General features: G+C 70.0%; 14 protein-coding genes and 1 tRNA gene. 9 read left to right on the forward strand and 6 right to left on the reverse strand.

What is annotated here, in order from left to right:
* Positions 1-20: 20 nt before the first annotated feature.
* Entirely contained in the window at positions 21-713 is a 693-nt protein-coding gene (locus tag GRX01_RS02765) for a metallophosphoesterase family protein (RefSeq protein WP_159663127.1), read from the reverse strand.
* 48 nt (positions 714-761) lie between these two features.
* Positions 762-1,166 (reverse strand): DUF5788 family protein, encoded by a 405-nt coding sequence (locus GRX01_RS02770; RefSeq protein WP_201289481.1) that lies wholly within the window; start codon positions 1,164-1,166, stop codon positions 762-764.
* Between the two features lie 192 nt (positions 1,167-1,358).
* Here GRX01_RS02770 and GRX01_RS02775 point away from each other — a divergent pair, with 192 nt between their 5' ends.
* Complete coding sequence (locus GRX01_RS02775) at positions 1,359-2,246, forward strand: DUF7351 domain-containing protein (RefSeq protein ID WP_159663129.1); 888 nt, start codon at positions 1,359-1,361, stop codon at positions 2,244-2,246.
* A 265-nt stretch (positions 2,247-2,511) separates the two neighbouring features.
* On the opposite strand, the gene GRX01_RS02780 is transcribed toward GRX01_RS02775, so the two are convergent.
* Positions 2,512-3,096, reverse strand: coding sequence for an IMP cyclohydrolase (locus GRX01_RS02780; RefSeq protein WP_159663131.1), 585 nt, complete (start codon positions 3,094-3,096; stop codon positions 2,512-2,514).
* A gap of 142 nt (positions 3,097-3,238) precedes the next feature.
* On the opposite strand from GRX01_RS02780, the gene GRX01_RS02785 reads away from it, so the two are divergent.
* The 8 genes from GRX01_RS02785 (at position 3,239) to GRX01_RS02820 (ending at position 10,312) form a co-directional block, all read left to right on the forward strand.
* Entirely contained in the window at positions 3,239-4,432 is a 1,194-nt protein-coding gene (locus tag GRX01_RS02785; protein WP_159663133.1) for a hypothetical protein, read from the forward strand.
* Entirely contained in the window at positions 4,432-5,160 is a 729-nt protein-coding gene (locus GRX01_RS02790; protein WP_159663135.1) for an ABC transporter ATP-binding protein, read from the forward strand. Before GRX01_RS02785 ends, GRX01_RS02790 begins: the two co-directional genes overlap by 1 nt.
* Positions 5,157-6,338, forward strand: a complete 1,182-nt coding sequence (locus GRX01_RS02795; protein WP_159663137.1) for an ABC transporter permease — start codon at positions 5,157-5,159, stop codon at positions 6,336-6,338. The genes GRX01_RS02790 and GRX01_RS02795 overlap by 4 nt, the downstream gene beginning before the upstream one ends.
* 90 nt (positions 6,339-6,428) lie before the next feature.
* Entirely contained in the window at positions 6,429-7,154 is a 726-nt protein-coding gene (locus GRX01_RS02800) for a TetR/AcrR family transcriptional regulator (RefSeq protein ID WP_159663139.1), read from the forward strand.
* A 44-nt stretch (positions 7,155-7,198) separates the two neighbouring features.
* Positions 7,199-7,606 (forward strand): DoxX family protein, encoded by a 408-nt coding sequence (locus tag GRX01_RS02805; protein WP_159663141.1) that lies wholly within the window; start codon positions 7,199-7,201, stop codon positions 7,604-7,606.
* A gap of 136 nt (positions 7,607-7,742) precedes the next feature.
* Positions 7,743-7,816 (forward strand) — tRNA-Gln (locus GRX01_RS02810).
* Positions 7,817-8,023: 207 nt separating this feature from the next.
* Positions 8,024-9,328: a hemolysin family protein gene (locus GRX01_RS02815; RefSeq protein ID WP_159663153.1), complete on the forward strand. Its 1,305-nt coding sequence runs from the start codon at positions 8,024-8,026 to the stop codon at positions 9,326-9,328.
* Positions 9,329-9,358: 30 nt separating this feature from the next.
* Positions 9,359-10,312, forward strand: a complete 954-nt coding sequence (locus tag GRX01_RS02820) for a calcium/sodium antiporter (RefSeq protein ID WP_159663155.1) — start codon at positions 9,359-9,361, stop codon at positions 10,310-10,312.
* Positions 10,313-10,368: 56 nt separating this feature from the next.
* Here the strand turns inward: GRX01_RS02820 and cgi121 are convergent, their stop codons facing one another.
* The 3 genes from cgi121 to GRX01_RS02835 all read right to left on the reverse strand — a co-directional run bounded on the left by cgi121 (position 10,369) and on the right by GRX01_RS02835 (position 14,333).
* On the reverse strand, positions 10,369-10,881 hold the full coding sequence (gene cgi121 / locus GRX01_RS02825; RefSeq protein ID WP_321167878.1) for a KEOPS complex subunit Cgi121: 513 nt from the start codon (positions 10,879-10,881) through the stop codon (positions 10,369-10,371).
* Positions 10,878-13,355, reverse strand: a complete 2,478-nt coding sequence (locus GRX01_RS02830; RefSeq protein WP_159663157.1) for an ATP-dependent DNA helicase — start codon at positions 13,353-13,355, stop codon at positions 10,878-10,880. Before GRX01_RS02830 ends, cgi121 begins: the two co-directional genes overlap by 4 nt.
* A 102-nt stretch (positions 13,356-13,457) precedes the next feature.
* Entirely contained in the window at positions 13,458-14,333 is an 876-nt protein-coding gene (locus tag GRX01_RS02835; RefSeq protein WP_233740811.1) for a DUF5806 family protein, read from the reverse strand.
* Between the last annotated feature and the right edge of the window lie 91 nt (positions 14,334-14,424).

Below are 14,424 nucleotides of genomic sequence, written 5' to 3' on the forward strand. Positions count from 1 at the left end.
CGGCGGTCGCGGCTGGCGCCTCACCGACCCTCGGCGAGTCGACTCCCGATCCGTTCCGGGAGTCCGGCGTCCGCGACCGCCGACGCGACGGCGTCGGTGTCGTACTCGACGCGCCGCTGCTCGACCGTCCGCTCGTCGACGTCGAGGAGCGCGTAGGCGGCCCGGGGGTCGCCGTCGCGCGGCTGCCCGACGCTCCCCGGATTGACGACGACGCCCTCGGGGAACACGCCGTGGTGCTGCACGTGGGTGTGTCCGAGCACCAGCGCGTCGAGGTCGCCGTCGTCGACGTCGAGCCGGTCGGCGGCACGGTCGATCAGGCCGCCGGCGAACTCCCGGGTCCGCGTGTAGTGGTCGGGATCGTCGGGGTGCCCGTGGACGACGGCGACGCGCCCGTCGGCCACCGTCCGACGCTCGGGAAGGTCGTCGAGCCACGCGATCACCCCGTCGTCGAGCGCCTCCCGCGCGTGGTCGACGCCGGCGCGGGCCATCCCGTTGAACCCGGGCGCCGAGCCGGCGGCGACCGCCCGGTCGTGGTTTCCCTGTACGGTCGGGATCGCGCGATCGCGCACCGCGGCGACACACTCGGCGGGCCAGGGGTTGTATCCGACCACGTCGCCCGCGCAAACGATCCCGTCGACGGGCGGCATGTCGTCGAGCACCGCCTCCAGCGCGATCCGGTTGCCGTGGATGTCGGAGAGAAGGCCCAGTCGCATGCGGACCGCTATGGCGTCGGGATAGGTAGGTCCGGTGCCGCGGGTCGGTCACCCGAGACGTCGGGCCAGATCGCGAAGTTCCGTGGCGCGGCGAACGTCGTCCCGACGGACCTGCTCACCGAGTTCGGGCTCGTCGAGCGCCTCCAGCGCCCGGATCGCTCGCTCGATCCCCCGAATCTCCGTCACGAGTCGTTCGCCCTCCTCGACCGGGATCTCCCCGTCCTCGATCCGACGTTTCCGGCGGATCCGTGCCCGACGAAGCGAACTGAGCGTTCCCTCGATCCGCTCGCGCTGGGATTCGGGAACTGTCTCTAGTTGATCGCACTCAAACACGAACGACCGGAGATCGACCGACTCTCCCTCGATCTCGATCTGTTCCGGGACACGCTCGCCGAGCGTCCCCGAGGCGCGACGAAGTTTTCCGAGAAGTCGGTCGCGCTCGTGCTCGTTCACCGTTCACCGACCTCCCGGTGTCCACGAACGACCGCCGATCCGACACACACGGGGGTGCCCGCTCCTTCGAACTGTGACCGCTGCCCCATACTCGTGAACTACCCCGTGAGATCAAAACCGTTTGGAGCAGCGAGATACTCCAAACGATCTGACACCACCACGTTTAGCCCTCCCGGGGTCGTAGCGAGGTCGATGTCTCCCGCACCGCCGGAGTCGACCGCCTTCATCGACCTCGTGAGCGACTCCACTCGTCGATCGATCCTCCGTGCGCTGGCGGACGCACATGCCGAGGCGCCGACGGACCCGTGGCTTGCGTACAGCGACCTCCGGGACGCTGTCAGCGTTCGAGACAAGGGAAACTTCAACTACCACTTGGACCGGCTCGACGATCTGATCGTCTCGGGCGAGAGAGGGTACCGGCTGTCCCGGGTGGGGATGGCAGTCGTCTCGACACTCGCCTCCGACAGATTCGACACCGGCTGGACGTGGGGGCCGGTCGACGCTCCCGGCGCGTGTTACCGCTGTGGCGACCCGCTCGAACTCCGATACGACGACGGAATGCTCCACGTGACTTGCGGTGACGGGAGCCACGCGATCCCGCTGTCGGTATGGCCGAGCCTCCTCGCGGGTGCCGGCGACGATGGTCACGATGCCAACGCCGATGACTGGGGGTCCGACGAGGTGGTCGAACGGGTCGCCCTACTGGTCAACCGATACGGGGAAGAGCTCCGCCACGGAATCTGTGCGGACTGTCACGGACGCGTCGATCCAGCCGTCGAACCCCATCCGGAGGAGGATTGTTATCATCTCGCCGGTCGCTGCGAGCGGTGCGGCTTCGCACACGGCACGTACGTCGGCGCGAGCCTGATCCGACACCCGGCCGTCGTCGCGTTCACCCGAGAGCACGGCGTCGAGGTCCGCACCTGCCCGTGGTGGACGTTCGACTGGTGTGCGCCCGGAAGCGAGACAGTGGTCGAAACCGACCCGCTCCACCTTCGCATCGATATCAGACTCGGCTCCGAGGAACTCTCACTCGTCGTCGACGACGAGGGATCGGTCGTCTCGACCGTGCGATCGTAGCGACGTTTGGGCCTTACAGCCACAGTTCGGAGACATCATTTCGCTTCGCTCGCGGCTCACTGCGCTCGCCGGTCCCTGTCGCGGTCTCACGTCATTCGACCGCGCTCGCTCCCTGTGAGCGAAGCGGCACGGGACCGCCCCGCCGTCCTGCCGAGGACTCGTTCGCTCGCTCCCGCTCGCTTACTCGTCCTCGCTCTCTGTGGGCGGTTCGGCCCTTCGGACCTCACCGCCGCTGTCCCGAGGAGTTCGCCTCACTCCGTTCGGCTCACTCCTCGCTCCCGTTCTCCACGGCGAAGGAACTCCCGCCGTCGCCGACGTGGGCGCCGGCGGCGCAGACGGCGTGTTCGTAGTCGAGTCCGTACGCCGTCCGTGCGGCCGCCACCGCGGTCCGGGGCTCGAACTCGAACGCCCGGGGCTCGTTCTCCTCGTACGTCGCCACGAGGTGGGGCTCGTCGACCTCGCGGACCAGCAGCGCGTCGCGGCGGACGATCCCGATATAGCCGGCGTCCTGCTCGATCACGCCCGCGACGCGCGGGGTGTCGTAGTCGTCCTTCTCGTAGTCCATCGCGTGCAGCGCCTCGACGAGCGCGTCGCGGGCGGGGTAGCCGCGGTCGTACTTCTCGGCGATCGGGTCGACGTGTGAGCCGTTGCCGATGACGGCACCCTCGCCGGCCGATCGCGCGCAGTTGTACGAGACGTACGGGTTGTCCGTCGCCGCCGCCTCGGCGGTCGGGACCACGGTGAGCGTGTCGTCGTCGCGCCGCGTCACCTTCCGGTTCGGGAACGACCGCGAGGAGACTCGGTACGCGCCGACCTTCGGACCCACGACGACGAATCGTCCGATGTACATACACGACCGTGTATCATGAGTCGATAAGTAGGTGGTGATATATCCACGTGTACGGTGAAACCCGCCGCTCCACGCCTCGCCCGCCACTGAATGAACGTTCAGAACGTTTATCGGGGAGGGCGACGTGAACCGATCGAAACCCGTGCGAACTCCCTCAACTTCCGTCGTTGCCGTCTGTCTGGTCCTCGTCGTCGGCGGGGTCGCGGGCGTCGCCGCGCCCGCTGTCGCCGACACGTTCGTGACGATGACCTCCGACATCTCCACGGAGGACCCGGTCCCCGAGGAGGCGTTCACCGTCACGACGACGCTGACGAACGACGACGACAGCGACGACACGTACCGCATCACCGACCTCTCGGTCGCGGAGGTCTCCGACCGCAACTACGACGAGGACGACGAGGAGTTGTCGGTTCTCGACGTTTCGGACCCGCTCGGGCCGGGCACCGAGCGGACCTACGACTTCTCAGTCACGCTCGATGACACCGGCGAACAGACCGTCTACGTCCACGCGACGCTGCTCAACTCCCGCGGCGACCGCAAGTACATCGTCCAACCGGTGACCGTCGACGTCGACCGACCCGACCCGCAGCTCGAACTCGACGTGAGCGACGCCGTCGTCGGCGCCGAGCGGACGGTGAACGTCACCGTCGCCAACGGGCTCAACACGTCGGTCAGTCAGATCGACGTGCGTGTCGACTCCTCCTCGGACGCGCTCGCGTTCCGGACGACGGGCCGCGTTCGCCCGATGCTCGCCGACGGCGACACCGCCGTGTTCGCCTTCCCGGTGCGGGCGACCGAGGCGGGCCAGTTCCCCGTCGACGTGACGCTCAGGTACACGCTCGATGGCGACCGCCGAACCGTCACCCGGACGTTCGGCGGCGACTTCTCCGAGCCGCAAAACCCCGGGGAGATCCGGCTCACCGGGGTGAGCGTGACACGCGGCCCCGACGGCGTGCTTCAGATCGCCGGCAGCGCCGCGAACGTCGGGAGCACCGACGTGGAGAGCGTCCTCGTCAGCGTCGTCGACGGCGACGGGATTCGGGCCGCCGACCCGCAGCCCGACTACTTCGTCGGCGGCGTGGAGGGGAGCGACTTCGCCTCGTTCGACCTCAACGCCGAGCTGACCGGCGACCGAACCACGGTGCCGGTCCGCGTCGAGTACGTCGTCGACGACGTGCGGGGCTCGTACACGACCGACGTTCGCGTGAGCCAGTCCGTGCTCGCGACGCCGACGCCCGCGCCGCAGAGCGGCGCGCTCGGCGGCCTCCCGCTGCTTCCGGCCGCGCTCGCCGTGCTCGTCGTCGTGCTCGGGGCCGTGCTCGTGCTCCGTCGCTGATGGCGGGACCCGACGACGCTGACTCCGACGAGAGGGAAACGAACCCGGTCATCTCCGGGCACGACGTGGTGAAGGAGTACGTCACCGGCGGCGAGACCGTGCGCGCGCTTCGCGGCATCGACTTCCGGGTCGACCCCGGCGAGTTCGTCGCGATCGTCGGCCCCTCGGGGTCGGGCAAGTCCACGCTCCTGAACATGCTCGGCCTGCTCGACGTGCCGACGAGCGGGCTCGTCGAGCTGAACGGACTCGACGTGGAGACGTTCGGCGACGCCGAGCGCACTCGAAAGCGCAAGGAGACGATCGGCTTCGTCTTCCAGAGCTTCCACCTCATCCCGACCCTGACGGCCGTCGAGAACGTCGAGGTACCGCGACTGTTGGATCGAACCCCCCGAAAGACCCGCGACGCCGCAACCGACCTGCTCGAACGCGTCGGGCTCGGCGAACGGCTCGACCACTACCCCGACGAGCTGTCCGGCGGGCAGAAGCAGCGCGTCGCCATCGCTCGCGCGCTCGTGAACGAGCCACGGCTCCTGCTGGCGGACGAGCCGACCGGGAACCTCGACCGGGACACGGGCGACCAGATCCTCGCCGAGTTCGACGAGATCACCGACGAGGGCGTCGCCGTCGTCACCGTCACCCACGACGACTACGTCGCACAGTCCGCTGACCGCGTCGTCAACCTCATCGACGGCACCGTCCGCGAGGACGAGGAGGCGGTCACCGGATGAACTTCCTCGACCGGCTGTGGGGGGCGTTCCCGGCGTTCCTCATGGCGCGCCGGAACGTGGCCCGGGCGAAGACGCGCTCGGCGCTCGCGGTCGCGGTCATCCTCATCGGCGTCGTCGCCATCGGCGCCATCGGCGCCGGCGGCGTCGCCTTCCAGGAGTCGCAGTTCGAGACCCTCGGCTCCATCGGGGCGGACATTCAGGTGTTCGCCGGCGAGGACAACGAGAACGGCCACCTCACCGCCGCCGACGTGGGGCGGATCGACCGGGTCAGCGGCCAAGCCGAGATCGTTCCGCTGAAACAGGCGAACGCCGACGTGATCCGGGGCGGCTCGACCGCCGGAAGCGCGACGCTGTACGGCGTCGAGGAGCCGTCCGCGCTGTACGAGGTCAGCGAGGGATCGATCCCGCAGAACTGGCGGAAGGGCGTGCTCGTCGGGTCGACGCTCGCCGACCGGTACGACCTCCGACCCGGCTCGAAGGTGACGCTCCGCCGCACCGTCACCGAGGACGGGGAGACGGTCCGCCGGACCGAGGAGTATCGCGTGACGGCCGTGCTCGCACAGGCGGGACAGGCCGACATCGCCAACCCCAACGAGGCGTTCGTGCTCCCGCCCGGCGAGTTCGACGACGACGTGTTCGCGCAGGTGATCGTCCGCTCGGACGACGCGACGACGGCCAACGAGACCGCGATGCAGATCAAGCGGACGTTCAACGGCCGCAGACAGATCGTCGCCGTCTTCGAGCGCGGCGACATCGCCGAGCAGATCGACGAGGCGTTCCGGCTGATCAACCTCTTCCTCGTCGGCATCGGCGCCATCTCGCTGGTCGTCGCCGGCGTCTCCATCGCCAACGTGATGCTCATGTCGGCGATCGAGCGCCGCGAGGAGATCGGCGTGTTGCGCGCGGTCGGGTATCAGAAGCTCGACATCGTCCGGATCATGCTCGCGGAGGCGACGCTGCTCGGCGTCGTCGGGTCGCTGCTCGGCGGCGCCGTCACGCTCGGGATCGTCGCGGTGATCAACGACGTCCTGTTGGGGGACCCGTTCGCGTTCCCGCCGGGATCGCTCCAGTACGTCGTCGTGGGAATGGTCTTCGGCGTGATCGCGAGCCTGCTCGCGGGGATCTATCCCGCGTGGACGGCCGCCCGCGAACGGCCCGTGGAGGCGCTCCGTGGCTGACCGTGACGCCCTCCGGTCGTCACCGTTCCGACGACGGTTCCGCCGGCTTCGGGGAGTTCATTACCGTTCGTCCGTGAGGGGTGTCGAGGGATGAGCGACGGCACCAACGGCGGATCCGACGCGGGGGACGGCACCAACGGCGGATCCGACGCGGGGGACGCGGACGGCGTGGGTGATGAATCGGACGTGGACACGCTCATCATGGACGCGACGTACCGCGCCCTGTGTGAACACGGCTACGCCGAGTTGAGCGTCTCCCATATCGCCGCGGAGTTCGAGAAGAGCAAGTCGCTGCTGTACTACCACTACGACTCCAAGGACGACCTGATCGCGGGGTTCCTCCGGTTCGCGGGCGATCACTTCCTGACGATGCTCGACGAGGCCGAGCGCGAGGCCGACTCCCCGGTGCAACGGATCCACGCGTTCGTCGACATCTACCTCGGGGCGGAGATGGAGGACCTGATGGCCGAGGCTCAGCGCGCGATCATCGACCTCCGGGCACAGGCGGTCTCGGAGCCCCGCTTTCGCGAGGAGTTCACGCGCATCGACGACCACCTGCGCGAGCGACTCGCGGTCGCGATCGCCGACGGCGTCGAGTCGGGAACGATCGACGGGACGATCGACCCCGACGAGGCGGCGACGTGGCTCCTGTCGACGCTCACGGGCGCGATGCTCCAGCGCCACACCGCGGACTACGACGTGGTCACTCCGGTTCGGGAGATGCTCCACGGCTACGTCGACGAGTTCACCCGCGCGTCTCCCGAGGCCGATCACGGCGACCCGGCCGACGGCGACCCCGACACCTCGCGGGAGTGACCGGCGAGCACAGGCTTTTCACGCCGGCGGAAGTGTCATTTGTCATGGCAGACGACTCGACCGAAGACTCGCCGGCGTCGACGACCACCCGCAGCCTCTCGCGCCTCGGCCGCGTACTGTTCGGCCTCGGTCTCGCGTTGCAGGCCTCGGAGGACTTCCGCGACATGGAGGACTCGATCGAGTACGCCGAGTCGGCGGGCGTGCCCGTCCCCGAACTCGCGGCCCCGTTCGCCTCGGGGATGATGCTGGTCGGCGGACTCGGGATCGCCCTCTGGCGACTTCCGCGGATCGCGACCGGCGCGGTCGTCACGTTCCTCGCGGCGGTGACGCCGACGATGCACGACTTCTGGAACGAGGAGGGCGACGCGAGCGGCGAGCGACTCGCCTTCTTCGGCAACCTCGCGATGTTCGGCGCGGCGCTGGCGTTCCTGCGGGAGGCGTACCGGTCGTAAACGCCCGATCGGGGTCCATTCAGAGTGATTCGCGAGCCGGTGCGTCCGCAGTCGGCCGGTTTCGACTTCGCAACACTCATAACTCCCAGCGACGTACGACCGATGCCGAGAGTCGGACGCGGATCGGCGACGTATCAGTCCATTGGGGTAGCTGGCCAATCCTGTTGCCTTCTGGGGGCAACGACCCTGGTTCGAATCCAGGATGGACTACTTCTCTCCCGACGCTTCCGGTAGAACACGTTCGTACCGCAGTCGCGGGGTTTCCACACGAAACGAGGGGGTCTCTCCCGTTCTCGATCCGGCGTCGCTCTTCGTGGGTGCGACCGTCCTCGGCACACCGGCCGCTGTCGGTCCCCCCCGTGCCCTCGTTGTCTCGCCGTCCCCGATCGATTTACGTTCCCGACGTCACGTCCGCGCATGGTCGCTCTCGATCCGCTCTCGCTCCCGGTCGTCGGGGCGGGCGTCATCCTCGTGTTGCTCGCGGTCTCGGCGTTCTTCTCCAGCAGCGAGATCGCGATATTCAGCGTGGAGCGCTACCGCGTCGGCGCGCTCGCCGAGGGAGGCGGGAACGGCGCCGTGCTGGAGGCGCTGCGCTCGGACCCCCACCGGCTGCTCGTAACGATCCTCGTCGGAAACAACGTCGTCAACATCGCCATGTCGTCGGTGGCGACGGCGATCCTCGTGGCGGCGTTCCCCGCCGGCGTCGCCGTGACGGTGTCGACGGTCCTCCTCACGGTCGTCGTGCTGGTGTTCGGGGAGATCGTTCCCAAGTCCTACGGGGTGGCGAACGCTGAGTCGTGGGCGCTGCGGACGGCGCCGACCGTCCGAGGCTTCCAGCGGCTCGCCGGCCCGGTCGTGACGGGTTTCGACTTCGTGACGCGCCGACTGAGCGCCGTCGTCGGCGGCGAGCCGGCGATCGAGGCGCCGTACGTCACCCGCGACGAGCTCGCGGCCCTGGTCCGCTCGGCCGAACGGGGCGGCGAGATCGACGCGGAGGAACGCGGCATGGTGGAGTCGGTACTGGGGCTCCACGAGATCACCGCCGGCGACGTGATGGTCCCCCGCGAGAACGTCGTCGCCGTCGACGTGACCACCTCGATCCGCGACGCGGCGACGCTGGCGGCCGACGAGCGGGTGACCCGGCTCCCGGTGTTCGACGGGTCGCTGGACGACACCCGCGGGATCGTGGACCTCCGCGATCTCGAACGGACGCTCGCCCTCGACGAGTCGGTTCCCGTCGAGCGGCTCGCGACGCCGACGCTGTCGGTGTCGACGTCCGAGCCGATCGACACCCTGCTGGAGCGGATGCAGGACGAGCGCGTCCGGATGGCGCTGGTCGTCGACGAGGACGGCACGGCCGTCGGCCTCGTGACGGTACAGGACGTACTGGAGGAGGTCGTCGGCGACCTGTTCGACGTGGGGACCGAGGCCAGCGTCCGCGCGGTCGCCGACGGCGTGATGGTCCGGGGAGACGTGTTCCTCGACCGTCTCGACGCCGTCTTCGGGACGACGCTCTCGACCGACGCGCCCGCGGACGCGGGAACGCTCGCCGGCCTCGTGTACCACCGGCTCGGTCGCGTTCCCCGCTCGGGGGAGCGAGTCGACCTCGGGGGGATCGACGTGACGATCGAACAGATCGACGGCGAGCGCGTCCGGCGGATGTTCGTTGAGCGAACCGGGTCGACGGGACCGCCGTCGGTCGGGGAGGGGTCTCCGGAATAGTCTTACTCCCGGCGGCGGACTCACGGGCACATGCCGCTTCTCCAGGGGACGGCGGTCGCGATCGCCGTCGACCTCGGGCTCGTGGCGGCGGCCGTCGCCGGCCTGTGGGTCGGGGCGAACTGGTTCGTCGCCGGGGCGACGAGGCTTGCCCGTCGCCTCGGCCTCTCGGGGCTGGTGATCGGGCTCACGGTCGTGGCGTTCGGAACGTCCGCGCCCGAGTTCGCGGTCACGGTCGACGCGGCCGTCGCGGGCAACCCGGACATCTCCGTCGCGAACGTCGTCGGGTCGAACGTCGTCAACCTCGGGTTCGTCCTCGGCGGCGCGGCGCTCGTCCGGGCGCTGCCGACCTCCCACGACCTGGTGTGGCGCGACTCGGTCGTGCTCGTCGGCGTCACAGCGCTCGTCCTCGGGTTGCTGTGGGACCTCCGGCTCGAACGGGTCGAGGGGCTCCTCCTGCTCGGCCTCCTCGTCGGGTACCTCGCCGTGCTCGTCCGGTCCGGGTCCGTCGGCGGAACCGTTGACACGGCCACGGTGAGCTCGTTCGAGCGGACGGACGCCGCCCGGCTCGTCGTCGGGCTCGGGATCGTCGTCGGGGCGGCCCACCTGTTGGTCGGTTCGGCGGCCGATCTCGCCGGGGCGGCGGGGGTTTCCGACTGGGTTATCGGCGCGACGGTGGTCGCGCTGGGCACGTCGGCCCCGGAGTTCGTCACCTCCGTCGCGGCCGCACGCCGGGGACGCGCGGGACTGTCCGCCGGGAACCTCGTCGGCAGCTGCGTGTTCAACTTCCTGGGCGTCCTCGGGGTCGCCGCCGTCGTCGCCCCGCTCCCCGTGAGCCCCGCGGCCGTCTCGGGAACGACGTGGCTCCTCGCGACGGTCGTCCTCGTCGCAGTGCTCTTCGGCACGCGCCGCGTGCTTTCGCGCCCCGAGGGAGCGCTCCTGGTCGGAGTGAACGTCGTCAACTGGGTCGTCGACTTCCTTCGGTAGCTCCGAACCGTCCGGTACTCGCCCGGTTCGGGGGCCTCGATCGGCCATCCAGCGGGCTACTTCCGCACGTCCAGCAGCGCGACACGCTCGTGGATCACGTCCGAGATCGACCCGGCCGTCGCCGCCAACTCGGTGTCGTCGATGTCGAAGTACTCGTGAACGAGGTCCTCGTCGTAGTCGCCGAGCGTGTCGGCCGGCGTCACGTGGTCGCGGACGGCCGCCGCCGCGGCTTCGACTCCGCTGGCGTCGTCTCCGGCCTCTCGCTCGGCGGCCACCAGCACCACGACCGGCCCCTCGCCCTCGCTCACGCCCATCGTCAGCGCGCGGTCGATCTGCCGGCGGCCGGCGGCGTACAGCATGACCTCGACGCCGCGGTCGCGGGCGACGTTCTCGCCGCGGTCGATGGCGCGGTCGGCCAACTCCAGCGCGCGTTCCAGGTGCACGCGGTCGACGACGTAGCGGGCGTCGAACGCCTGCACGGTGCAGCCGGTCTCCTCGCCGATCGCTGTCAGTTCGCCCAGGAACGCGTCGAGGTCCTCGATGGCCGCGGTCCCCTCGACGAGCTTCACGAGAAATCACCGAAGGTCGCCTGTCCGCTCCCGTCGTCGTCCGCGTCGCTTCCGGCGGTCGCGGCGGCCGAGGCGGTCGCGTCCTTCTCGACGCCGTCCATCGAGGGGTCCTGTCGGCCGACCGCCTGCAGGACGTTCTCGGCCGTCTTCTCGCGCCCGCGCAGCGCGCCGAGCACGACCGACTTGTCGGCCTCGCGCAGCTCCGCGCGCGTCTCGATGCCGGCCTCGAACAGCCGCCGGGCGCGCTTGCGGCCGACGCCGCGCACGCCAGCCAGGTCGAGCAGCTCCTCGCCCACGCCGTACTCCACGCGTTTCTTCGCCTCGCGAACGTCGAGCACCACGTCGAGGTCGAGCTCGTTCGCCAGCTGCTCCGCGGCACCGAGGAGCCACTCGGCGGTGTCGACCTTCCCGCGGATGTCGCCCGGGCCGACGCCGTAGCGCTCGGTGATGACGTCCTCGTCCAACTCGCTCGCCCAGTCCTCCAGCAGGCGCGCGGTCTTGAGCGCCGCCAGCCAGTCCTCCCACGCCACGTCCTCGAACTCCGAGGGCGCGTGCCCGAGGAACTCGTCCTCGCGCGCGTAGAACTGTTCCTCGTACGTCTCGCGGTCGCCCGACTTCAGGTACAGCTGGTACATGTCGGGCGTCCGTGCGACGAGGTGATACAGGCCGAGCGGGGTGATCGTCGGGTCGTCGCTGTCGGCCGACGCGGAGCCGTCCGCTCCGTCGGCGTCGCCGTCGGTGTCGTCCGTGTCGCCGTCGGCGACGAGGTCGCTCCCGGTGACGAAGCCGGCGTCGGCGGCGTCCTCGGGTATCTCGGCGGCGTCGTCGGCCACCTCGCCATCTTCCGCTGGGCGGCTCCGGCGGTTCGCGGTCACCGCGTCGGCGCCGCCGGAGTCGATCCCCTCGCGAAGGCCGTCGACGATCTCGGCGGCCGACATCGGGTCGAGGTAGAGCCGGGAGACGGTGTGCCCGATCCCCGTCGCGGTGAGCGTTCCGTCCTCGCGCTCGAGGAAGTCGTTGACCACGAGGTACTCCAGCACGCGGTCGGTTACCTCGGCGAGGCGGGCGTCGTCGCCCGTCTGGCTCGCGTACAGGGTGCGATCGAGGAACTCCAGCAGGCCCTCGCGCGTCGTCGCGAACCCGGAGGCGACGGTCGCGAGGACGTGCGTGCGGAGGGCGGGCTCGGCGGCGAGCTTCGAGCGGACGTCCTCCGGCTCGGCCCAGACGTAGCGCTCGAACAGTTCGTCCATGGTGTCGCGGTCCCTCGCCAGCAGGACGGCCTCGCCGTAGGGGTCGAGTCCCGGTCGCCCGGCACGGCCCATCATCTGGTGGACCTCCAGGGTGTCCAGCGGTTGCATCCCGCCGAACTCGCCGTCGTATCGCTTCCAGTCGCGGACGACGACGCGGCGGGCGGGCGTGTTCACCCCCGCGGCGAGGGTGGGGGTCGCGCAGATGCACTTCACGAGGCGGTCGCGGAAGGCGTCCTCGACGAGACTCCGGTGCTCGCTGGCGAGTCCGGCGTGGTGGAAGGCCGCCCCCTTCCGGACGCAGTCGGCCAGATCGTCCGACGTGTCGGTGTCGGACACGTCGCGGATGTCCTGAGCCAGTTCCTCCAACGCCGCCCGCTCGTCGGGGTCGAGCCGGTCGGCGGTCACGTCCGCGAGGCGCTTGGCCGCGCCCTCGGCGTTGCGCCGGGAGTTGACGAACACGAGCGAGGAGCCGCGCTGGCCGTCGATCTCCTCGTCGAGGGCGTCGGCGACGAGCGCGGCCGTCTGCTTCTGTCCCTTCCCGACGGGCACCTCGCGCTGGCTCCCGTCGTCGAAGTTGATCGCGTTGCCGTAGTGGACGCCCATCTTCAGGTCGATCGGGCGCCAGTCGGACTCGACCAGCTCGGCGTCGAGCCAGTCGGCCACCTCGTCGGCGTTGCCGACCGTCGCCGAGAGCGCGACGACCTGCAGGTCGCGGTTGATCCTCCGGAGCTTCGCGAGCGTCACTTCGAGGGTCGGGCCGCGGCCGGAGTCGTCGACGAGGTGGACCTCGTCGGCGACGACGCAGGTGAGGTCGTTCACCCACGGCGCGCCGTTGCGGACGAGCGAGTCCACCTTCTCGCTGGTCGCGACGATGATATCTCGACTCGCGAGCCACTCGCCGTCGGACTGGTAGTTGCCGGTGGAGACGCCCACGTCGATCCCGAACTCCTCCCAGCGTTCGAACTCCGTCTTCTTCTCGCTGGCGAGGGCTCGGAGGGGGACGATGTACAACGCCTTTCCGCCGCGCTGGACCGCCGACAGCATCGCCAACTCGGCGATGAGCGTCTTGCCCGAGGCCGTCGGCACGGAGGCGACGACGCTCGCGCCGTCGGCGACGCCCTTCTCGACGGCGTCGGCCTGCGGCGGATAGAACTCCTCGATCCCCTCCGCCTCCAGCGCCTCGGGGACGCCGTCGGGCAGGGTCGAGAGATCGGAGGGTCTCATTACCCGAGGTAGCGGGGTTCTCGGGTTTAACTTGTCGGAGAAGTCGTCGGATCGTGGCGTGACGGGCCCAGTGTGGCCCGTGGATACGGCCGGACCGTGGCGCTACGGCTCGTGAACGTGCCCGCACTCGGGGCACTTGACCTCCTCGCCGCGGACCTCCGCGCTCGCCTCGCGCACGTCGCGCATCACCGACGAGATCTTGTCCTCGGCGGCCAACTCCTCCTCGACGGCCAGATCGGCGCCCTCGACCTCCAGGAGGAACTTCGCGACCTCCGTCGACTCGTACATCACGTCGTCCAGGTCCTCGGCGGTGAAGAAGCCCGACATCGCGCCGTAGAGGAACGTCGCGCCGGCCTTGCGCACCTTCTCCTCGAAGGAGGCGCGCGCCTGGTTCACCGCCTGCGGGGTGTACGTGTCGGTCATGAACGGAACCAGCCGGGGGAGGTTCTCGCCGATCTTCGTCATCTCGACGCCCGTCTCCGTCCGGAAGTCCGAGCACAGCCGCGCGATCGCCCACTCCCGCGCCGTCACGTAGGTCCGGTCGCGCAGGAACTCGTTGACGCGGTCGTACTCCGCGCGCTCCATCTTCTGGAAGCGGTCGTACTTCGCCACGTCGTCGGGCACAGCCTGACGTGCCCCCGAGTCCGACGACTCGGAGCCGTCGTCGGGCACGTCGGCGGCCTCCTCGGCGGGATCGCCGGTGTCCTCGCCGGCGTCGCCGTCGTCCCCGACGTCCGGCCCGGGAACCGATCCCGATGCGTCGTCGTCGACCGCCCGGTCGCCGTCGGTCGCGGCCGCCTCGTCCGTCGCGGTCGCGTCCTCCGCGGTCGTTCCCTCGGTCGTCGCCTCGTCGTCCGGGGACGCGCCGCCGACCTCCTCGCCGGCGCCCTCGCCGCCGTCGGTGGCCCGCCCGTCGCCGTCCTCGGCCGCCCCCGCGTCGGGGGCGCCGCCGGCCTCGTTCCCCGCGTCCTCGGTCATGGCGCCCCGTAGCCGAGCGACCGTGAAAAACCCGTCCCCCCACGCGTCCTCCGCCCGTCCGAGAACCGGCGGACGTCTCGGCACCGAGGAG

This window comes from Halobaculum saliterrae (genome assembly GCF_009831625.1).
GTDB classification, from domain to species: domain Archaea; phylum Halobacteriota; class Halobacteria; order Halobacteriales; family Haloferacaceae; genus Halobaculum; species Halobaculum saliterrae.